General features: G+C 74.8%; 21 protein-coding genes. 13 read left to right on the top strand and 8 right to left on the bottom strand.

The window, feature by feature from the left end; genetic code table 11:
• Position 1 precedes the first annotated feature (1 nt).
• Positions 2-760 carry a 2,3-bisphosphoglycerate-dependent phosphoglycerate mutase gene (locus AB0K03_RS06945; RefSeq protein ID WP_364681565.1) on the top strand — a complete coding sequence of 253 codons (759 nt, stop codon included), beginning with the start codon at positions 2-4 and terminating at the stop codon, positions 758-760.
• Positions 761-907: 147 nt separating this feature from the next.
• Positions 908-2,452, top strand: coding sequence for a glycoside hydrolase domain-containing protein (locus tag AB0K03_RS06940; protein ID WP_364681563.1), 1,545 nt, complete (start codon positions 908-910; stop codon positions 2,450-2,452).
• 61 nt (positions 2,453-2,513) lie between these two features.
• Here the strand turns inward: AB0K03_RS06940 and AB0K03_RS06935 are convergent, their stop codons facing one another.
• Positions 2,514-3,527 carry a DUF2157 domain-containing protein gene (locus AB0K03_RS06935; RefSeq protein WP_364681561.1) on the bottom strand — a complete coding sequence of 338 codons (1,014 nt, stop codon included), beginning with the start codon at positions 3,525-3,527 and terminating at the stop codon, positions 2,514-2,516.
• A gap of 27 nt (positions 3,528-3,554) precedes the next feature.
• Positions 3,555-4,769 carry a sn-glycerol-3-phosphate ABC transporter ATP-binding protein UgpC gene (gene ugpC, locus AB0K03_RS06930; protein ID WP_364681559.1) on the bottom strand — a complete coding sequence of 405 codons (1,215 nt, stop codon included), beginning with the start codon at positions 4,767-4,769 and terminating at the stop codon, positions 3,555-3,557.
• A gap of 184 nt (positions 4,770-4,953) precedes the next feature.
• Here ugpC and AB0K03_RS06925 point away from each other — a divergent pair, with 184 nt between their 5' ends.
• The 5 genes from AB0K03_RS06925 (at position 4,954) to AB0K03_RS06905 (ending at position 9,755) form a co-directional block, all read left to right on the top strand.
• Entirely contained in the window at positions 4,954-5,280 is a 327-nt protein-coding gene (locus tag AB0K03_RS06925) for a hypothetical protein (protein WP_364681557.1), read from the top strand.
• Positions 5,281-5,377: 97 nt separating this feature from the next.
• Complete coding sequence (locus AB0K03_RS06920) at positions 5,378-6,085, top strand: DUF2202 domain-containing protein (RefSeq protein WP_364681555.1); 708 nt, start codon at positions 5,378-5,380, stop codon at positions 6,083-6,085.
• Between the two features lie 172 nt (positions 6,086-6,257).
• On the top strand, positions 6,258-7,121 hold the full coding sequence (locus tag AB0K03_RS06915; RefSeq protein WP_364681554.1) for a universal stress protein: 864 nt from the start codon (positions 6,258-6,260) through the stop codon (positions 7,119-7,121).
• Positions 7,118-8,080 (top strand): ABC transporter ATP-binding protein, encoded by a 963-nt coding sequence (locus tag AB0K03_RS06910; protein WP_364681552.1) that lies wholly within the window; start codon positions 7,118-7,120, stop codon positions 8,078-8,080. Before AB0K03_RS06915 ends, AB0K03_RS06910 begins: the two co-directional genes overlap by 4 nt.
• Positions 8,070-9,755 carry an ABC transporter permease gene (locus tag AB0K03_RS06905; RefSeq protein WP_364681550.1) on the top strand — a complete coding sequence of 562 codons (1,686 nt, stop codon included), beginning with the start codon at positions 8,070-8,072 and terminating at the stop codon, positions 9,753-9,755. The genes AB0K03_RS06910 and AB0K03_RS06905 overlap by 11 nt, the downstream gene beginning before the upstream one ends.
• An 11-nt stretch (positions 9,756-9,766) precedes the next feature.
• Here the strand turns inward: AB0K03_RS06905 and AB0K03_RS06900 are convergent, their stop codons facing one another.
• Both AB0K03_RS06900 and AB0K03_RS06895 read right to left on the bottom strand, forming a co-directional pair.
• Complete coding sequence (locus AB0K03_RS06900) at positions 9,767-10,750, bottom strand: Acg family FMN-binding oxidoreductase (RefSeq protein WP_364681548.1); 984 nt, start codon at positions 10,748-10,750, stop codon at positions 9,767-9,769.
• A gap of 35 nt (positions 10,751-10,785) precedes the next feature.
• Positions 10,786-11,451, bottom strand: coding sequence for an AMIN-like domain-containing (lipo)protein (locus AB0K03_RS06895; RefSeq protein WP_364681546.1), 666 nt, complete (start codon positions 11,449-11,451; stop codon positions 10,786-10,788).
• 215 nt (positions 11,452-11,666) lie between these two features.
• Between AB0K03_RS06895 and AB0K03_RS06890 the strand changes: the two genes are divergently transcribed.
• Entirely contained in the window at positions 11,667-12,269 is a 603-nt protein-coding gene (locus AB0K03_RS06890; protein ID WP_364681544.1) for a universal stress protein, read from the top strand.
• 78 nt (positions 12,270-12,347) lie between these two features.
• On the top strand, positions 12,348-13,148 hold the full coding sequence (locus tag AB0K03_RS06885; RefSeq protein WP_364681542.1) for a sigma 54 modulation/S30EA ribosomal C-terminal domain-containing protein: 801 nt from the start codon (positions 12,348-12,350) through the stop codon (positions 13,146-13,148).
• 29 nt (positions 13,149-13,177) lie between these two features.
• Here the strand turns inward: AB0K03_RS06885 and AB0K03_RS06880 are convergent, their stop codons facing one another.
• The gene (locus tag AB0K03_RS06880) at positions 13,178-13,720 is read right to left on the bottom strand and encodes a GyrI-like domain-containing protein (protein WP_364681540.1); all 543 of its coding nucleotides are present in this window, start codon (positions 13,718-13,720) and stop codon (positions 13,178-13,180) included.
• 249 nt (positions 13,721-13,969) lie between these two features.
• Between AB0K03_RS06880 and AB0K03_RS06875 the strand changes: the two genes are divergently transcribed.
• Together AB0K03_RS06875 and AB0K03_RS06870 are read left to right on the top strand one after the other, a co-directional pair.
• Entirely contained in the window at positions 13,970-15,322 is a 1,353-nt protein-coding gene (locus AB0K03_RS06875) for a GAF domain-containing protein (protein WP_364681538.1), read from the top strand.
• 63 nt (positions 15,323-15,385) lie between these two features.
• Positions 15,386-15,868, top strand: a complete 483-nt coding sequence (locus tag AB0K03_RS06870; RefSeq protein WP_364681536.1) for a universal stress protein — start codon at positions 15,386-15,388, stop codon at positions 15,866-15,868.
• Positions 15,869-16,104: 236 nt separating this feature from the next.
• Here the strand turns inward: AB0K03_RS06870 and AB0K03_RS06865 are convergent, their stop codons facing one another.
• Entirely contained in the window at positions 16,105-16,392 is a 288-nt protein-coding gene (locus tag AB0K03_RS06865; protein ID WP_364681534.1) for a hypothetical protein, read from the bottom strand.
• 236 nt (positions 16,393-16,628) lie between these two features.
• Positions 16,629-16,904: a hypothetical protein gene (locus AB0K03_RS06860; RefSeq protein WP_364681532.1), complete on the bottom strand. Its 276-nt coding sequence runs from the start codon at positions 16,902-16,904 to the stop codon at positions 16,629-16,631.
• Between the two features lie 236 nt (positions 16,905-17,140).
• Here AB0K03_RS06860 and AB0K03_RS06855 point away from each other — a divergent pair, with 236 nt between their 5' ends.
• Together AB0K03_RS06855 and AB0K03_RS06850 are read left to right on the top strand one after the other, a co-directional pair.
• The gene (locus AB0K03_RS06855; protein WP_364681531.1) at positions 17,141-17,614 is read left to right on the top strand and encodes a universal stress protein; all 474 of its coding nucleotides are present in this window, start codon (positions 17,141-17,143) and stop codon (positions 17,612-17,614) included.
• Between the two features lie 65 nt (positions 17,615-17,679).
• Positions 17,680-17,871 carry a DUF1918 domain-containing protein gene (locus AB0K03_RS06850; protein WP_364681529.1) on the top strand — a complete coding sequence of 64 codons (192 nt, stop codon included), beginning with the start codon at positions 17,680-17,682 and terminating at the stop codon, positions 17,869-17,871.
• A gap of 142 nt (positions 17,872-18,013) precedes the next feature.
• On the opposite strand, the gene AB0K03_RS06845 is transcribed toward AB0K03_RS06850, so the two are convergent.
• Complete coding sequence (locus AB0K03_RS06845) at positions 18,014-18,409, bottom strand: Hsp20/alpha crystallin family protein (protein WP_364681527.1); 396 nt, start codon at positions 18,407-18,409, stop codon at positions 18,014-18,016.
• Positions 18,410-18,495: the final 86 nt, after the last annotated feature.

Genomic DNA, 18,495 nt, shown 5'->3' with positions numbered 1-18,495 from the left:
TGTGGGTGGAGGGACGACGGCAACGGGGGCCTTGCTGCTGCTGCGGCACGGGCAGAGCGTGAGCAACGCGGCGGACGTCTTCACCGGCTGGTCCGACGTCCCGCTCAGCCCGCTGGGCGCCGGCCAGGCGCGCGGCGCGGCGGCGGTGTTGCGCGAGCTGGGCGTACGGCCCACCAGCGTGCACACCTCGCTGCTGCGGCGCTCGATCGCCACCGCGGAGATCGTGACACACGGGCTCGGCTGCGGATGGGTGCCGGTGCACCGGTCCTGGCGGCTCAACGAGCGCCACTACGGCGCCCTCACCGGCCGTGACAAGCGGGCCGTCGCCGCCGAGGCCGGCGCCACGGAATTCCGCGCCTGGCGCCGCTCGTACGCCGTCGCACCCCCGCCGATGAGCGAGGCCGACGCCGCCGCGATGTACGCCGACGACCGCTACGCCGCCCTCGCCCCGCAGGACCGCCCCCGCACCGAGAGCCTCGCCGACGTGCGGGCGCGGCTGCTCCCCTACTGGGCGGACGCGCTGTTCCCCGAGGTCCGCGCCGGCGGGACGCCCCTGGTGGTGGGGCACGGCAACAGCCTGCGCGCGTTCGTGATGTACCTGGAGGGGCTGGGGCCCGCCGAGGTGGAACGGCTCGACATCCCGACCGCCGTACCGATGCGGTACCGGCTGGACGGGCTCGGTCACGCGCTGGCCGAACCGGGCGGCCGCTACCTCGACCCGGTCGGCGCGGGAGAGCGGGTCCGCATCGGCCGCCCGTGACGGATCGGGAGAAGGGTCCTTCGGCCCTTCCGGGCGGCGGCTCGGCTTGGTTGCGTCGGGAGACGTCCACTGTGAGCGAGGTCCGCCATGGGATCACCGTGTGCCGCGCCGCGTGTCCGGCGCCTCTCGCACCGTCTCCTGTCCGCCATGGCCGCCACCGTCTGCGCCTCGGCCGTCTCGCTGGCCGCGGCGCCCGCGCCGGCATTGGCGGCGGCCGCCGCGCCCGGAACGTTCACCGGATCCGGGTTCGATGCCTGCACCGCGCCCCCCGACGCCACCATGGACGCGTGGCTGACGTCGCCGTACCGGGCGGTGGGGATCTACTTCGGCGGGAACAACCGGGGCTGCACCCAGGCGAATCTGACCGCGGACTGGGTCGCCCGTCAGCAGGCGGGCGGCTGGCATCTGCTGCCGCTCTACGTCGGTCCGCAGGCCTCGTGCACCACTTCGAGCAAGCCGAACCGGATCGACGACACCCAGGCCGCCGCGCAGGGCCGGGCCACCGCCGACGACGCGGTCACCCAGGCCACGGCGCTGGGGCTGGGCGCCGAGAGCACGCTGATCTACGACATGGAGGCGTACCGCACGGACGATGCCGTCTGCCGTGCCGGAGTGCTCGCCTTCATGGGCGCCTGGTCGGCGCGGCTGCACGACCGCGGTTACCTGTCCGGCTTCTACAGCAGCATGGGCTCCGGCGTGGCCGACCAGGTCGCCAACTACAACACCGCCGGCTACGTGCGGCCGGACTACCTCGACTTCGCCCGCTGGGACGGCGTGGCCACCGTGGACGACGCCGCCATCCCCGCCTCGTACTGGTCGCCGCACCGCCGGATCAAGCAGTACCTGGGCGGGCACACGGAGACGTACGGCGGCGTCACCATCAACATCGACAACGACTACGCCGACGTCGCCCCGCTGCCCTCAGCCCAGTACGCGGACTTCTCCGGCAACGGCTGGTCCGATGTGCTCGCCCGGACGACGAGCGACGGCACCCTCGTGCTGTACCCGGGCAACGGCCGGTACCTCGACACCGGCGCGGCCCTCGGCCTCGGCAGCGGCTGGGGCGCCATGAACACGATCGTGCGCATCGGCGACCTCGACCGGGACGGCCACGAGGACGTCGTCGCGCGGCAGAGCTCCACCGGGGATCTGTGGTTCTACCCGGGCACCGGCTCCGGCTTCGGCACCCGCAAGCGGCTCGCCACCGGCTGGAACGGCCTGCGGGAGATCACCGCGATCGGCGACTTCAACCGTGACGGCTACCCGGACCTGCTCGCCGCCCAGACCAGCAACAAGAACCTGTACCTCTACCCGGGCCGGACCGGCGCGACGCTGGGACCGCGGGTCCAGGTCGGCACCGGCGGGTGGGACACGATGAGCGAGCTGGCCGGCGTGGGCGACTTCGACCGCAACGGCTACCCGGACATGGTGGCCCGGCTGACCTCCAGCGGCGTCCTGTACTTCTACTCCGGGCGCTCCGGTGGCTTCGCCGCCCGCCGGCAGCTGGGCACCGGCTGGGACACCATGCGCGACCTGGTCGGCGCCGGGGACTTCGACCGTGACGGCTACCTGGATCTGGCCGCGGTGCTCAAATCGAACAACGCGGTCTACCTGTACCGGGGCGACGGCTCCACGCTGCTCCCCCGGGTCCAGGTCGCGACCGGCTTCTCCGGGCGTACGCCCCTGCTGTAGGTGCGGACCGCGGCCCGTACGCACAACGAGGTGCGTACGGGCCGCTCACCTGCGTGCGCGATCAGGTCCCGGCCAGGACGACGACCAGCGCGGTCGCGGCGACCACGACAGCCGCCGCCGTGAGCGCGGGACGTCTCGGACCGGCCTGCCGGTCGGCGCCCGCGGCCGGGGACCGCGGCCGCCGCCGTGCCAGCAGGACCGCCGCGGCGACCAGGACCATGCCGGTCACCAGCAGCGCGAGGGCCGCGCTCACCATTCCGGGGAACCACAGCCCGACCACGGCCGGAAGGATCAGCAGGGATCCCGCCGCCGCGACGATCAGCAGGACCGTGTCGCGGATCGCCACCGCCGCCGCCACCAGCGCGGCCACCGTGGCCACCGCCAGGACGGAGCCCCAGCCGACCCCGGCCACCGCGACGGCTCCGCCGGTCATCACCACCGCACCGAGCCACCGGCCCAGCGGGCCCGGACGGACGACGCCGCCCCAGGCCGCGAGACCCCACGCCAGCCCGAGCGCCCACACCGTGAGGCCCGGCAGCACACCGGGATGCGGCAGCAGCCCGGTCAGCGCCGCGCCGAGCAGCACACCCGCCGCGTACGCCGTGACGTGCTGCAGCGGGTGCGGGAACAGGGCCCAGAACGCGGCCGCGCACACCAGCATGCCCGTGGCGGCGAGCGCCAATGTCCCCTCCGCGCTCCAGCCGGTCAGCTCCTCGGTCAGCAGAAGCGCGCCGAGGAGCGCGGCGCAGGCGCCGGCCCACAGCACCGCGCGCAGCCGGGCCGCGGACCCCCGGCGGGCCGGCACCACAGCGCCGGCCACGGCGAGCAGCAGCGCGACCGAGCCCACGACGGCGGGCCGGCCCACCCGACCCAGCTCGTCCCAGAACTCCCCGGCGACGAGGCCGGAAGCGACCGCCACCAGCGCTCCGCCGAGATAGCCCAGGCCCTCCGCGACCAGCCCGGCGCGCCGCGGCGGGGCGGGCACGTCGGCCCGCAGCAGCCGCGCCTGCTCCGGCGTGATCAGCCCGGCGCTCGTCCAGTGATCGATCAACGCGCCCGTGTCGCCCGACCTCATCGTTCTGCCCTTCGTCCTCCGGCGTCCTCAGCCGGCGGCGGCCCCGGCCGGCTCCGGCGAGGCGACCGCTTCCTCCTCGGGGACGGCGAGCCCGCTGGCCGGGTCGAAGAAGTACGCCTCCCGCAGGTCCGCCGCGAGCGTCACCGGGTGCCCGATGGCCAGGTCGACGTGCTGGGTGACCTTGGCCGTCCACAGCGGGGTGGCGGCCGTGTCGTCGACGGTGAGCGGCACGTCCTCCGCGCCGGCCGTCCTGGCGGAGCTGCCCGCCGCCGGCGCCTCGAACAGCACGTGCTTCTCGTCGCCGAGCGACTCGACGCCCAGCGGGACGACCTCGAACTCGGCGGCGCCGGTCGTGCCGGACGCGGCGAACGCCGCGGGCCGCAGCCCCATCACCACGGTGGAGCCGCGGTAGCGGGCCAGGCCGGGGCGGCGGCGCAGCGCGCCGGGCACGGTCAGCTCACGCCCGGCGAGGGTCACGGTGAGCCGGTCGTCCTCCCCGCCCACCCCGACGGTCGCGAAGTTCATGCTGGGCGAGCCCATGAAGCCGGCCACGAACCGGTTCGCCGGGGCGCGGTAGAGCTCGTCGGGCGTACCGATCTGCTGCAGCTTGCCCCGGTCGAGCACCGCGATCCGGTCACCGAGCGTCATCGCCTCGACCTGGTCGTGGGTGACGTACACGGTGGTGATCCGGTAGCGCTGGTGCAGCCGGGCCAGCTCGGCGCGCATCGACACGCGCAGCTTGGCGTCCAGGTTGGACAGCGGCTCGTCCAGGAGGAAGACGCGCGGCTGGCGGACCATCGCGCGGCCCATCGCGACCCGCTGGCGCTGGCCGCCGGACAGGGCCACCGGCTTGCGTTCCAGCAGGGCCGACAGCCCGAGCAGGGCCGCAGTGTCGTTCACCTTCTGCTGGGCCTCGGCCTTGTCCACGTGCCGCAGCTTGAGCGCGAACCCCATGTTCTGCTGCACCGTCATGTGCGGGTAGAGCGCGTAGTTCTGGAAGACCATGGCGATGTCGCGCATCTTCGGCGGCCAGTCGGTGACGGTGTCCCCGTCGATGAGCACATTCCCGCCGCTGACGTCCTCCAGCCCCGCGATCATCCGCAGGACCGTCGACTTGCCGCAGCCGGACGGGCCCACCAGCACGAGGAACTCGCCGTCCGCGATCGTGAGGCTCAGGTCGTCGACCGCCGTGGTGCCCCCGGGAAAGACCTTTGTCAGATTCTTCAACCGTACGACCGCCATGGCCGCCTCCCCTGACCACTGACCGCCGGCGGGATGTGCGGCGATCATCTCCAGTACACGCCGGGCGGACGCGGGCCACCAGCGGCGACAGGCCGGTCCGATTGTGCCTTTGGACCTTCGGCCCTGACGGCGCCCGCCGGCGGCGGCCTAGCGTCGCAGGAAAGGACCGCGGACGGGAGCCGAGATGAGCATCCTGCGCAGTGCGTTGTGTGCGATGGGCCGGCACTCCGGGCGGTGGTCGTATCCCGGCCGCCGGTGCGAGGCCGAGCGGGTGTGCGAGGAGTGCGGCAGACGCGAGGAGCAGACCCGGCACACCTGGGGGCAGTTCGCCTCCATCGCGCCCGGCAAGTGCGAGCAGAGCCGCCGGTGTGCGCGGTGCGCCGCGACCGAGTCGAGGACAGTGCACGACTGGGGGCCCTGGTTCTACTACGAGGACGAGATCACCACACCTCAGGTCCACACGTGCCGCCGGTGCCACGAGAGCGAGCGGACGGCGTACACGGTGCGCTGACCCGTCGGCGCTCGTCTCCACACCGTCTCCACATCGGCTGCACGCCACGGCCATGCCGGCGAGCGACGGTGAGGGTGTCCGACATCGAGGAGGAGCCATGAAGGGAATCAGCCTCCGGGCGACCGGCGTCGTGGCGGCCGGCGTGCTCGGCCTGGGTGCGCTCGCGGCCGCGGCTCCGGCGCTGGCCGGCGCCGGTCCGTTCGCCGCCCCCGCGCCGGCGAGCAGCGCCCCGGGTCCCGGGTGGGGCGCGGGCATGGGCATGGGCTACGGCAGGGGCATGGGGTACGGCACGGGCATGGGGTACGGCACGGGCATGGGGAACGGGTACGGCATGAGCAACGGCTTCTGCCCCGGGCTCGGCGTCACGGCCCAGCAGGGCACTCTCACGACCGCCCAGCGGGCCACGCTCGCGTCGATGGCGCAGGAGGAGAAGCTGGCGCACGACCTGTACGCCGCCTTCGCCGCCCGCTCCGACGCGGGGCTCTTCGGCCACATCGCCATGTCCGAGAACCATCACCTCAGCGCGGTCCGCACCCTGCTGCAGCGGTACGGCGTGACCGACCCGACCGCGGGCCAGGCCGCCGGCAGGTTCACCGATCCCGCCGTGCAGGCCACGTACGACCGGCTGCTGGCACAGGGCAGCGCGAGCCCGGCCGCGGCGCGCACCGCCGGGCAGCAGGTGGAGCGGGACGACATCGCGAAGCTGAAGGACGCGTTGACCGGACTGACCGCCCCGGACGTCGAGCAGGTCTACACCGCTCTGCTCGCGGCGTCCGAACGACACCTGGACGTCTTCTCCCGCTGAGCGCCGCCGTCCGCCGGGCCGGACGGGACCTTCGCCCCTGACCGGGCCGCCGGGGCAACCGGCACGGTGAGAGCAGGCCGACGGACGGAGGTCGCCGTGACACCCCTCGAGCAGGCCGCACCGCGCCGGGACCCGCGGGACGTCATCACCATCGTCGAGTAGGGGAAACGCCATGGACGCCTCGATCGCCGTCGGCGTCGGCGGTGCCGGCGGGGAGCAGGCGCTGGCCTGGGCCGCCGAGGAGGCGGAACGGGCCGGCGCCCGGCTCGTCCTGCTGCACGTCTGCGCGCCGGGGTCACCGCTGGACCGCGCCGGCGGCGACGCGCCGGCGGCGGCCGTCGAGCTGGCAGATCCGGCGCTGGCCCGCGCGTACGCGAGCATGCAGACACGCCTCGGCGGGCACCGGGTCAGCCTGCGCGTCCGCGCCGGCGATCCGGTGTCGTTGCTGGTCGAGGCGTCGGCGGGGGTCCGGCTGCTCGCGATCGGCGCCGGCGGCAACGGCCGTACGGCGCGCCGGGTGCTGCGGCACGCGCACTGCCCGGTGGTGGTGATCCGCCCGCAGACGCCGCCGGACCGCACCGCGGCGCTCGCCGGCCACATCGTCGTCGGGGTGGACGGTTCCCCCGCGAGCCGGGCGGCGCTGGAGTTCGGCTTCGCGCTGGCCGACGAGCACCACTTCCCGCTGGGCGCCGTGCACGTGTCCGAGGCCAGCCACGACGACTACTTCTACGACGACGTGACGCTGTCGACGCATTTCGCCGTCGAGCCGGCCGCGCTGGATCTTCTCGCCGCCGAAACGGAACCGCCGGCCGCCAAACACCCGGCCGTGCCGGTGCGGCGGGCCGTGCTGCACGGCACCGTGGCCGGCGCGCTGATCCGGGCCGGCTCGGGCGCGCGGCTCCTCGTGGTCGGCGACAAGCGCCGCGGGGTGGTGGGGCGGGTGCGCACCGGCGACGTCCCGGCAGCCGTCGCGGCCGGAGCGCACTGCCCGGTCGCCGTCGTCCCGCTCGAGCAGCGCGAGGGAGAGCCGCTGTGAACCCGCATGCCGCGCCGGAGACGACCGTACGGGCCGAGGCGGCCGCCACGCCGGCGATCACCGTACGGAACCTGGTGCGCGCGTACGGCACCGTGCGCGCCGTCGACGGGTTGAGTTTCACGGTCGACGCCGGCGAGATCTTCGCGCTGCTGGGCCCCAACGGCGCGGGCAAGACCACGACCGTGGAGATCCTGGAGGGCTACCGGGACCGCGACGGCGGTGAGGTCACGGTGCTCGGCTTCGACCCGGCCACCGGCGGTACGGCGTACCGCGAACGCATCGGCATCGTGCTGCAGGCCGCGGGCTTCGAGGAGGAGTTCACCGTCCGCGAGTTAGTCCGCCTGCAGGTGTCGCTGTACCCGCGCCGGCACGACCCGGACGAGCTGATCGACCTGGTGGAGCTCACGGACAAGCGCAACGTCCGGGTCAAAGCGCTCTCCGGTGGCCAGCGCCGCCGCCTCGACCTGGCGCTGGGCCTGGCCGGCGCGCCCGACCTGCTGTTCCTCGACGAGCCGACGACCGGCTTCGACCCGGCCGCCCGCCGCCGCGCCTGGGAGCTGATCGAGCGGCTCCGCGGGCTCGGCACCACGATCCTGCTCACCACGCACTACCTGGAGGAGGCGCAGCGCCTCGCCGACCGGGTGGCCGTGCTCGTCGCCGGGCGGCTGGTGGCGCTGAGCTCACCGGAAGGCCTGCGCAGCGAGGGCCGGCTGCCGACGGTGATCACGTTCGAGCTGCCGGCGCGGGCCGGGCTCGCCGGGCTGCCGGCCCTGACCGGCACCCCCGAGGTCGACGGCCGGCTGGTCCGGGTACGCACCCACACCCCGCTGGTGGACACGTGGCGGCTGACCACGTGGGCCGTCGACGCGGGCCTCGAGCTGCCGGACCTCGCCGTGGAGCCGCCGACGCTGGAGGACGCGTACCTGGCGCTGACCGGTGAGGCCCAGGATGGACAGTGACCGAGCCCTGCGCCCGCGTCCCGCGCTGACGCTGTCCCGGCACGCCGTGCGCGCGTTCTTCCGCAACCCCATGGCCGCCTTCTTCACGCTGATCTTCCCGCTCGTGTTCCTGGTGATCGTGGCCTCCCTCGTGGGCGACGAGCGCACCCCGGAGGGCGTACGGGTGGTGCAGTACCTCGTCGCGCCGTTCGCCGTCTTCGGCGTGGCGCAGGCGGCGTTCAGCGTGCTGGCCATCGACACCGCGATCCTGCGGGAGAACGGGGTGCTGCTGCGCCTGCGGGGCGCCCCGGTGCCCCGCCGGGCGGTGCTGGCCTCGCGGGTGGTGGCCTCGCTGGTGGCGTCCTTCACCTCGTTCCTGCTGGTCGGCGCGGTCGGCGTTCTCGTCTTCGGCGTGACGCTGCAGTGGCGCAAGATGCCGGCGCTGCTGGTGACCCTGCTGCTCGGGGTGGCCTGCCTGGCCGCGCTCGGCATGGCGCTGACGTCGGTGACGCGGACCGTGCTGGCCGCCCAGACCGCCGCGCAGGGCCTGCTCATCCCGCTGGCGTTCATCTCCGACGTGTTCATCGTCGGCGCGGACCTGCCGCGCTGGCTGTCCGCCATCGGCACGGCCCTGCCGCTCAAACACTTCGCCGATGCGGCCGCGGCCACCTTCGACCCCGATCCGGGGTACGGCTGGTCCCCCGGCCACCTGGCCATGCTCGCCGGGTGGACGGTCGCCGGTGCCGCCGTGGCGATGTGGCGGTTCGGATGGAGCCCCCGCGGCTCGGCCGGAGGCCGCACCGCCCGGCCCGCAGGCGCCGCCGGCACCCCGGCGAGGGTCGTGCCGCAACCGTCCACGGCCACCCGTACGGGCCGGCCCACGGCCGTCGCGCTGCTCCTGGGACAGACGCGCTTCGCCCTGCTGGGCATGCGCCGGGACGCCCTGGCCACCTTCTTCACCCTGGTCTTCCCGGCGCTGATCCTGGTGCTGTTCCCGGTGGTGTTCGGCAGCGCCCGGGTGCACGGGCTGACCATGGCGCAGTACCTGCTGCCGGGCATGATCGCGTACGCGGCCGCGCTCGCCGGCTATGTGAACCTCCCCGAGTCGGTGGCGGCGGCCCGGGCGGACGGAGTGCTCAAACGCCTCGGTGGCACGCCGCTGCCGGTGCGCTGGTACCTCGGCGGCCGGGTGCTCTGCGCCCTGCTCGTGGGGCTGATCAGCGCCGTCCTGCTGGGCGTGGTCGCCGTCGCAGGGCTGGGGGTGCGGCTGGACCCCGTACGCCTGCCCGCGGTCGTGCTGGCGGTGGTCCTCGGCGGGATCTGCTTCTGCGCGCTCGGGCTCGCGCTGGCGGCCGTGCTGCCCCGGCTCCGCTCGCTCACCGCGATCACGCTGGGCACGCTGCTGCCGCTGTGCTTCGTCTCGGAGATCTTCGTCGTCGGCGACGCGCCGCTGCCCGGCTGGCTGCGGACGATCGGCGAGGTCTTCCCGTTGCGGCATCTCATGGAGTCGCTGCTGGCCGCGACCCGGCCGGACGCGGGCGGCGCCGGTTTCGCCTGGTCCGATCTGGCCGTCGTGACCGCCTGGGCCGCCGCGGGCATCCTCGTGACGGCGTGGCGGCGCGGGGCCTTCGCCGGCGCCGAACACGCCGCGACGCCGATGCGCACCGGTCGCACCGGCGTCGCCGCCCACCGCTGATCGCGGCGGGGTCAGTCCGGCAGCAGCACCTCGGACAGGTCCCGGCGGGCAGTGGCGGCCGCGGGACGGCCGTACCCGATCCGGATCACCATCTGCGCCCACAGGCCGCGGGCGCCGTCGGTGAGCCGCCGGCGTACGGCCGGCACCTCGACCGGCTGGCTGGCCGGCGTCGTGGCCAGGTTCTGCCACGTCGCGGCGAGCAGCACCCGCTGCAGCGCCTGCCCGGCGATCACCCAGTGCGCCCGGTCGTCGCCCGGCGTGGACAGCACCAGGATCGTCGGGTACGGCTCGAACGCCCCGGTCTCCGGCGGCTGCTCGGGCAGCAGCCCGAAGTCGCGCGTGGGCACGGCCTCCAGGGCGTCCCACGGCCCGACGGGCGAGAACGGCATCCCGTCGCGCCGCGGGTGCCGCACCGACCGCGACTTCTCGGCCCGGTAGCCGCCGCGGGCGCGCAGACTGCGGTCCGCCGCGTGGGACAGTGCGACGATCGCATCCCGGGTGGCGGCGTCGGCGACGGTGAGCACGGCACCCTCGCGGTGCGCGGCGTCGCGCAGCAGCTCGAGCGTCGTCGCCGGCACGGGATCCTCCGTGAACGGACCCCGGTTGCTGTGCCGCCGGGCGATGGCGTCGGCGAGCGCCTCCACGGCCGGGCTCGGCACGGCGGGACGGCCGACCGTCACCCGGGCCACGAGGTCCGCGTCGTCCGGGTCGGGGAACAGGGCGCAGCGGGTCAGGAAACCCTCCCGGCGGATCGCCAGGCGCAGCGTGAAGACCGCGGCGCCGACGCTGATGAACAACTCCCGGCCGGCCGGGTCGAGCCCCTCCAGCCTGCGGCGCGGGTCGGCGTACACGTCGACCCCGTCGCCGGTGACCCGGAACAGCCACGGCTGGCTGTTGTGCAGCGACGGCGCGGCGGTGGCCGAACGTACGCACCCGGTCAGCACGGCCGGCGGCAGCGTCCGCGGCGCGTCCGCGCCGCCGGTTCGCACTGTCATCGAGACTCTCCTTGTCGGTCGGTGCGCGGCGCCGGTCACGCGGCGACGTCGAGGTAGATGCGGCCCGGCAGCTCGCCGACGCGGTACCCGACCACGTCGTCGAGGCCGATCGCGATGGAGACGTAGCCCTCGTAGTCACCGGCGACGGCGTAGCCCCGCATCATCGGCAGGTCGAGGCGATGCGAGCCGGAGACCGTGTCGGTGCCGTCGTCCCGGTGCGCCTGCGCCGGGTTGAGGACCACGAGCAGGAAGCGCCGGCCGGGTACGCGTACCGGCCGGTCGGACGGATCCCCGCGGACCTCGGACACGTAGCGCACCGAGTAGCCCGGCAGCCCGGTGCCCTTGAGGTCGAACACGATCCGGTCGAAGCCCTCTTTCGAGTGCGCCGCGTACCGGACCCCGACGAGCACCGGGACCGGCGGCACGACCGGGTTGTGCCGGACGGTGACCGGCCCGGACGTCCAGTGGGTCGTCGTCGCCGGGGTGGACGCGCCGCCCTGGCCGCCCGGCACGCTCGGCTTGGTGGTCGGCGCCGTGGTGCCGGCCGGCGACTCGGTGGCCGTGGGTGCCGCCGTGGTGACCGTGGGCCCGGGCCCGGGCGCCGACGCGGGCGTCTGCGGCGAACCGCCGCCTCCGCACCCGCTCAGCAGGACGGCCGCCGCGGCGAGGGCGGCCACCGCCCGTCCAGAGATCCTTCTCATCGCAGTGCCCTTCGTTGCGGGAGGGGACGCCGTCGTCCCTCCCCCACGCCCAGCGTGTGCGGGCCCGGCCGGGTACGGCCAGAGGCGCCCGGCCCGTCGCGACGGGCCCAGCGGCGGCGCCCGCCGGCCATGAGTCGCAGACCATCGCCCCTGGGCACCGGCACCGCCGCGGACCATGCTGACGGTACGGCCGCCCCGGACGAGGACGGTGAGCGATGAACACGTCTCCCTCTTCCTCGACGATGCGTCCCGACGACATCGCCGCCGCCATCCGCGACCTGCTGCGCGGGCGCCGGCCGGGCGGCGCCGGACCGGTGATCGCGGGCGATGCCGTGCTGGTCCCCGGCCGGTCCCCGCACTCCGCCGCCACCGCGGTCGTCGCGGCCCTCGACGACGACGCCAACCCACGCCGCATCCTGCCGTTCTCCGCCATCGAGGCCGTACGCCGCGGCGTCCCGCTGCGGGCCGTGCACGTCTGGACGCGGCACGGCCGGCCGCCCGAGGGCGTCCGCCGCTGCCGCCACGACCGGATGACCGACGCCGACCTGCTGCTGTCCCAGGTGCTCTACGACTATCTGCCGGTCGACGAGGCCGACGCCGCCGAACGGGAGATCCTGTACGACGACGAGCCCGTCCGCGCGCTGGTCGAGCTCAGCCGCACGTCCGCGCTGCTCGTGCTGGCGGCGCGGGGTCTCGGCGGGGCGGGGCAGGCGGTGGGATCCACCGTCCGGGGCCTGGTCGGCCGCACCCACTGCCCGCTGATCGTGCTGCCACCGGTCGATCCGATCGTGGCCGGCGACCCGTCCGGCGCCTGGTGACCATCCGCGTTCGGGACCTTCGGCCCCTTGTAGGTGATCAAGCAGTCACCCAGAGTGGACCCCCGGAGGGAGCTGCCCATGCCAGGCTTCAGAACCGCGGTCGTGTCCGACGAGGACGTGGACATTCTCGTCCGAGGGCCGGTGACCACGCAGGACATCGCGTACGTGCGGCACGCCGTCGCCGGGGCGCGACTGACCGGGACCGGGGTGAGCCACATCCGGTTCAAGCTGGCGGAATACCGTGGCGGCGACCGGGAGCCGGTGGCGGTCGCCCAGCTCAACGTGGAGCTGTCGAGCCGCATGGTGCGCGCGCAGGCGTCCGCCGGCACGGTGGCCGAGGCGATCGACCGGGCCGTGGCGGCGCTCGTGCCGCGCGTCGCCCGGCTGGAGCGGCGCCTGACGCACGCCGAGGCCGGCCCGCCGTCGTTCACCGGCGAGGCGTGGGACCTGCGGACGGCGCGGACGATCCCGCCGGTCATCAAGATCGGCGGCAAGGCGCGCCGGGTCGCCCGGCACAAGGCCTGCCCCCCGGCCGCGCAGAACCTCGGGGCCGCGGCGCTGACCATGGACCTACGCGACTACGACTTCCACCTGTTCGTGGAGGGGGCCAGCGGCCAGGACGCCGTCGCCACGCGCGCCGGCGCTGCCGGTTACCGGGTCGGCGCCGACCGCCCGGATCTGCTGGAGAGTGCGCCCGACGGCGTACCGGTCGCGGATGCGCCGGCGCGCCTGCCCAGCCTCACCCTGCCCGAGGCGGTCCGGGCGCTGGACGCCTCGGCGGCCGCCTTCCTGCCGTTCACCGGGGTCGGCTCGGGCCGGGCCGCCGTGCTGTACCGGCGGTTCGACGGCCACCTGGGGCTGCTCACCCCGATGTGGTGAGCGTCGGGCGGGCCCCTTTCTGGTGCGTCTCAGGCGTGTGAGCGCACGCCGTGCGGGCGGCACTCCGGCTCCGGCCGGAACGACGCGGGCAACGGCAGCACGATGCGGGTACGCCACTGTCCCGGGTCCTCCGCGTCGTCCGGGCCGACGACGTACTCCTCCCACATCAGCGACGGGGGCGGGAACCGATGGCCGGTGAGCCACTCCGCGAGCCGGTCGTACGTGGACGGCAGCGTCTCGTACGGGCCCAGGTGGATCGCCTGCACGGCGTGCCCGCCGGGGAGCTCGTCGGCGACGATGCCCGCCTGCGCCGAGACCGGCGTGCGTACCGGGCAGCCGACGGTGACCTGGAACTCCGCGGCCGTGCGCTGCCGGAAGATCGCGACCGGTGGCCCCACCGGCCGCGCGCCGGCGCGCCGCAGCAGCGAGACGGCCTCCGGCACCGCGGCCTCGGGGATGCGCCGCAGCGCCCGGACCGCGACGGCGTGCCGGGTGCCGCAGATCTCGGTCCGTTCGACAGCCACCACCTCGGCGTCGGCGATGGCCGCCACGAGGGTCGCGGGCTCCGTCATCTCGGTCTCCCTTCGCCGCTGCACGTGTTCCCAGCCTGAGTGCCGCCGTCCGCGTGAAGGCAGGGCCCAAAGTCCCGCCGGACCACGGTAAATGACCGGCTGTGATTCACCAATTGCCGATAGTCATCATCCGGTCCGCCGCGGGACGGGTTTTCCCATGTCGCGATTTGTGCCTGTTCACCCAGAAGGCCGCCAGTGCCAGACTGGGCGGGGTCAGGAGCTCGAAGCGGCAAGGCGGGAGCGTGCCCGATGAGCGAAAGAGACGGCTTCGGCGAGCGGGCGGCGCGCGGCACGACCGCCGACGATCCGATGGATTTGGCTTTCCCCCACGCGGCCCGGCTGGAGTTCGACGAGATCCTCGAACGGCTCGTCGCCAGCGCCCGCGAGGTCCAGGCGACCCAGGGACGGCTGCGCGGGCTGCTCCGGGCGTACCTCGCGATCGCCCGCGCCGACGACCTCGACGACGTGCTGCGGCACATCGTCGAGGCCGCCAAGGTCCTGGTCCAGGCCCGGTACGCCGCCCTCGGCGTGGTGTCGCACGGCGGCCTGGTCCGGTTCATCCATTCCGGCATGGACGAGGAGACCGGCCGGCGCATCGGTCACCTGCCCGAGGGCAAGGGAATGCTCGGCCTGCTGGTGGAGGACCCGCACCCGGTGCGGCTGCGCGACATCTGCGACCACGCCGCCTCGGTCGGCTTCCCCGCCGGTCATCCGCGGATGACCTCGTTCCTCGGCGTGCCGGTCCGGGTGGGCGACCGCGTCTTCGGCAACTTGTACCTGACCGACAAGCAGGGCGGGGCGGCGTTCACGGCGGACGACGAGGAGCTGGTCCTCGCGCTCGCCGCCGCGGCCGGCGTGTCCATCGAGAACGCCACGCTGCTCGCGCAGGGACGCCGCCGGCAGGCCTGGCAGTCGGCCATGGTGGAGGCCACCAACGCCCTGCTCGCCGACGCCGACCCGGACGTGGCGCTGCTGCAGTTCGTGACCAGCGCGCTGGAGACCCTGGGCGGGGCCGGGGCGGCCGCAGCCGTGCCCACCGATGACGAGGCGACCCTGCGGGTCGCGGTCGGCGTCGGCATGTACGGCCGCTACACCGGTACGGTCGTCCGCCTCGAGGACTCGATCGTCGGCGACGCCGTGGACCGGGCGGCGCCCGTGGCCGGCGACCGGTCCCGGCTGCCGCGGGGCTGGCCCGCGCGGCAGGACACCACGATCGGCGCCTGCCTGGCCGCGCCCATGCTGGCCGAGCGCCGGCTCGCCGGCGTCCTGCTGGTCTCGCGCCGCCCGGACGACGGACCGTTCGACGACCTGGACCACGACATCCTCAGCGGCGCCGCCGGGCAGGCCGGCCTCGCGCTGCGGCTCGCCGAGGCCCGGCACGACAGCGAGCTCGTCCGGATGCTGGAGGACCGCGAGCACATCGCGGCCGCGCTGCGCGACCGGGTCATCCAGCGGCTGTTCCGGCACGGCCTGGCCCTGCAGGGCGCGGCGGGCCGGGCGGCCTCCGTGGAGGTACGGCACCGTCTCCAGGAACAGATCGACGAGGTCGACGCGATCATCCGCGACATCCGCGACACGGTGCTGTCGCTGGAGCGGGGGTAGTCCGGCGGCGACAAAGGACCTTCGCACCTGGCACGCCCGGGCACTGCCGCCCACGCTGGTGACATGGATCTCACATCTGCCGGGCTCGGCACGGGCCCGGTCGTGGCCGGCGTGGACGGCAACGACCACGACGAACGGGTGATCGCGGCGGCCGGGCAGCACGCCGATCGTCTCGGCACCAGCCTGCGGGTGGTGCACGTGCTCGATGTGAGCGGCGAGCCGCGCCGGCCCGCCACCCTGCCCACCGTCGCCCTGCGGCGCAGCGACGACCGCCGCCGCAAACTCGACGAGGCCCGCGCGGAGCTGCGGGAACGGCTGCGCGGCTTCGTCGGCGACCTTTCCGGCGTCCGTCTGCACACGACGGTGGGAGACCCGGCGACCGTGCTGCTCGCCCTCTCCCGCGACGCCTCGCTGCTCGTGCTCGGCACCCGCAGCGGGCCGGCGCGCAGCCCGTTCCTGCTCGGTACGGTCAGCCAGGACGTGGCCGTGCACGCCAGCTGCCCCGTGCTGCTCGTCCCGTGGGCCAAGGACGGCGATCTCCCGTAAGCCTCCCCCCGCGCGACGCCCCCGCAGCGCCCGGCCCGGCCATGTCCGTTGAGCGTGCGGCCCGGCGACGCCCCCGCAGCGCCCGGCCCGACCATGTCCGTTGAGCGTGCGGCCCGGCGACGCCCCCGCAGCGCCCACCCCGGCCATGTCCGTTGAGCGTGCGGCCCGGCGGTGCGCCCGCGGGGCGTCCGCCCGCGGCGTTGTCCCGCGGGCGCTCGCTCGATCGCGCCGCCGGCTCAGCCCGGCGGCGCGTCGCCGGGCAGGTCGGGCAGCGGATGCCGGTCGGCGTCGCGCTCGGCGAGCCGGTGCATGGCATTGCGGTACTGCCGCGGCGTGATCTCGTGATCGATCACTTGACGGACGAGGACCCCCTCCAGCGACTCCGCCGGGGCCACCGGCTCGGCCGGCGCCGCGCGCTCGCGCGCCTCGTCCTGATCGGTCGCCCGCTTCCAGTCGCGGATGGCGGGCCACGAGGAGCCCACGACCAGCGCCGCCATCAACGTGATCACCAGTATCGCCAGCATCGTCGCCCTCCTCCCCTCACCGTCCATCCTCGACGCCGCACCGCGACCGGACACGGGCCGAAGGCCCCGGCGTGCCGGGCCGGCGGCCGGTCAAGCACCGGGCCGGCCGCCGGGCCACGGCGTCTCGATCGCGGGTCACGGCGGGTCGCACGTTGCACCGGCCGCCGGGTCGCGCCCGGTCGAGCATCGGGCCCACAGCCGGTCGCACGCCGCGCCGGGCGCCGGGCCGCGGCGGGTCAAGCGCCGGCGGCGGCCGGGCCGTTGTCGGGCGGCACGGCCAGCGGATGACGCTCGTCGTCACGGGCGGCCAGCTTCTCCATGGCGTGCACGTACTGCGGCCGGCTGATCTCCCCGGCCACCAACTGGACCACCAGAGCCCCCTCGAGGGTCACCGGCTCGTGCGCCGGCGCCTCGCGGCCGGCGTCCGCACTTGCGGCCTCGTCGTCACGGGGCCACACCGTGTACGCGCATGCGCCGACCAGCGCCGCGGTCAGCAGAAGGATCAGGAGCATGGCGGCCACCTCCTCCCCTCCATGCTCTGCGGGCGCCGCGGCCACCGGCAGGGTCCAAGGTCCCGGTCCACAGTGGCATCCTCCTCGCCGCGCCACGGGGTTCCGCTTGAGACAGCGCGCCGGCCACGGCAACGGACCAAGGTCCCTGGCCCGCGGGCAGGCGTGCCCTACCGCCGGGGCGCGTCCGGGGCCTGAATGAGGGTGCCGCAGTGGATCCACCACGGGAAGGAGCAGCCATGAGCGCCACCTATCTCATCGTCGCCGGGGTCGACGGCTCCGAGGGAGGCCGTCGCGCCCTCGACTGGGCGGTCACCGAGGCGGCCGGCCGCGGGGGCGCCGTACAGGCCGTCGTCGCCTGGTCGTGGGACGGCATGGAGTACGGCCCCATCGCCGCCACCAGCCCCCGGGAGGCCGCCGATCAGGCCGCTGCCCTGCTCGACCGCGAGATCAAGGCACTGGTCGCCCGGCACGGCTCGCACGTGCCGGTGGCCGGCGAGATCATCGAGGGCCGGCCCGCCGATGTCCTCACCGGCGCCGCCCGTACGGCGGACCTGCTGGTGCTGGGCAGCCACGGGCACAGCCGCGTCCGGCACACCGTGCTCGGCTCGGTGAGCGAGGAGTGCATCCGCAAAGCGGTCTGCCCCGTCGTGGTGCTGCCCGTACCGGTGGACGTCCCGGCGCCGGCGTCCGAGCCGGCCGTGCGCCAGTGAGCCGTGGGGCGGCCCCGGCACCGGGGCCGCCCCGCACGTGCAGAGACCATCGAGACGGAGGAACCATGAACGCCCGAACCGGAGACCGGCTCGTCATGAAGGGCATCCACCTCGGCGACCCGCAGCGCGTCGGCGTCATCATCGGCGTGCCGCATCCCGACGGCAGCCCGCCGTACCAGGTGCGCTGGCTGGACACCGACCACGAGGCACTGGTGTTCCCGGGGCCCGAGGCGCACGTGGAGCACCGGTCGTCGTGACGCCATCCGGGCACGCGGCCGTGGGCCGCGTGCCCGGCGCAGGAGTTCAGCGGCGGCGGCCAGCCGCCATCGCATCGCGCGTGCCCCTTTCACGAGACGCCGAGGGCGGTGGGTACCGGCCCCACCGCCCTCGTTCCCGGCCTCATTCGCCGGTCGTGATCTCGATCTGGCGCGCCGTCGGCGCCGGCGCGGTCAGCGGCACGATCACCTCCAGGATGCCCTTGCGGTACGTGGCCTTGATCCCCGCCTCGTCCGCGTTCGCCGGCAGCCGCACGGAACGGTGCACCATGCCGTACCGGAACTCGGAGCGGTTCAGGCCCTTCTCCTCCTCGCGGCGTTCCGCCTTGATGGTCAGCACCCCGTCGTGAGTGCTGATCTGCACGTCCTTGTCGGGTTCCAGGCCCGGCAGCTCGGCGCGCAGTACGTACTCCTTGTCGCTGACCTTGTCCTCGAACCGGATCGGGGGCGCGGGACGCGGGAACTCCATCTCGAACCAGTCCGACATGTCACCGAACAGGCGTGGCAGCAGCGCAGCCATCTCCAGCCCTCCTTCCATCGTCTCCGCTGTCTCTATCGGACCTCTCGGGCACCGGCGGCGGTCAGGGCCGAACGGCCCCTCCCGCC

The organism is Actinoplanes sp. NPDC049316 (assembly GCF_040677315.1).
Lineage (GTDB): Bacteria > Actinomycetota > Actinomycetes > Mycobacteriales > Micromonosporaceae > Actinoplanes.
Note: the sequence above shows the minus strand (reverse complement) of the source record. Positions and strands in the feature narration are given on the sequence as shown.

Coding starts and splice junctions, on each gene's coding strand:
- AB0K03_RS06940 (WP_364681563.1), top strand. CDS start 908: ATGGCCGCCACCGTCTGCGCCTCGGCCGTCTCGCTGGCCGCGGCGCCC.
- AB0K03_RS06935 (WP_364681561.1), bottom strand. CDS start 3,527: ATGAGGTCGGGCGACACGGGCGCGTTGATCGATCACTGGACGAGCGCC.
- ugpC (WP_364681559.1), bottom strand. CDS start 4,769: ATGGCGGTCGTACGGTTGAAGAATCTGACAAAGGTCTTTCCCGGGGGC.
- AB0K03_RS06925 (WP_364681557.1), top strand. CDS start 4,954: ATGAGCATCCTGCGCAGTGCGTTGTGTGCGATGGGCCGGCACTCCGGG.
- AB0K03_RS06920 (WP_364681555.1), top strand. CDS start 5,378: ATGAAGGGAATCAGCCTCCGGGCGACCGGCGTCGTGGCGGCCGGCGTG.
- AB0K03_RS06915 (WP_364681554.1), top strand. CDS start 6,258: ATGGACGCCTCGATCGCCGTCGGCGTCGGCGGTGCCGGCGGGGAGCAG.
- AB0K03_RS06905 (WP_364681550.1), top strand. CDS start 8,070: ATGGACAGTGACCGAGCCCTGCGCCCGCGTCCCGCGCTGACGCTGTCC.
- AB0K03_RS06900 (WP_364681548.1), bottom strand. CDS start 10,750: ATGACAGTGCGAACCGGCGGCGCGGACGCGCCGCGGACGCTGCCGCCG.
- AB0K03_RS06895 (WP_364681546.1), bottom strand. CDS start 11,451: ATGAGAAGGATCTCTGGACGGGCGGTGGCCGCCCTCGCCGCGGCGGCC.
- AB0K03_RS06890 (WP_364681544.1), top strand. CDS start 11,667: ATGAACACGTCTCCCTCTTCCTCGACGATGCGTCCCGACGACATCGCC.
- AB0K03_RS06885 (WP_364681542.1), top strand. CDS start 12,348: ATGCCAGGCTTCAGAACCGCGGTCGTGTCCGACGAGGACGTGGACATT.
- AB0K03_RS06880 (WP_364681540.1), bottom strand. CDS start 13,720: ATGACGGAGCCCGCGACCCTCGTGGCGGCCATCGCCGACGCCGAGGTG.
- AB0K03_RS06875 (WP_364681538.1), top strand. CDS start 13,970: ATGAGCGAAAGAGACGGCTTCGGCGAGCGGGCGGCGCGCGGCACGACC.
- AB0K03_RS06870 (WP_364681536.1), top strand. CDS start 15,386: ATGGATCTCACATCTGCCGGGCTCGGCACGGGCCCGGTCGTGGCCGGC.
- AB0K03_RS06865 (WP_364681534.1), bottom strand. CDS start 16,392: ATGCTGGCGATACTGGTGATCACGTTGATGGCGGCGCTGGTCGTGGGC.
- AB0K03_RS06860 (WP_364681532.1), bottom strand. CDS start 16,904: ATGCTCCTGATCCTTCTGCTGACCGCGGCGCTGGTCGGCGCATGCGCG.
- AB0K03_RS06855 (WP_364681531.1), top strand. CDS start 17,141: ATGAGCGCCACCTATCTCATCGTCGCCGGGGTCGACGGCTCCGAGGGA.
- AB0K03_RS06850 (WP_364681529.1), top strand. CDS start 17,680: ATGAACGCCCGAACCGGAGACCGGCTCGTCATGAAGGGCATCCACCTC.
- AB0K03_RS06845 (WP_364681527.1), bottom strand. CDS start 18,409: ATGGCTGCGCTGCTGCCACGCCTGTTCGGTGACATGTCGGACTGGTTC.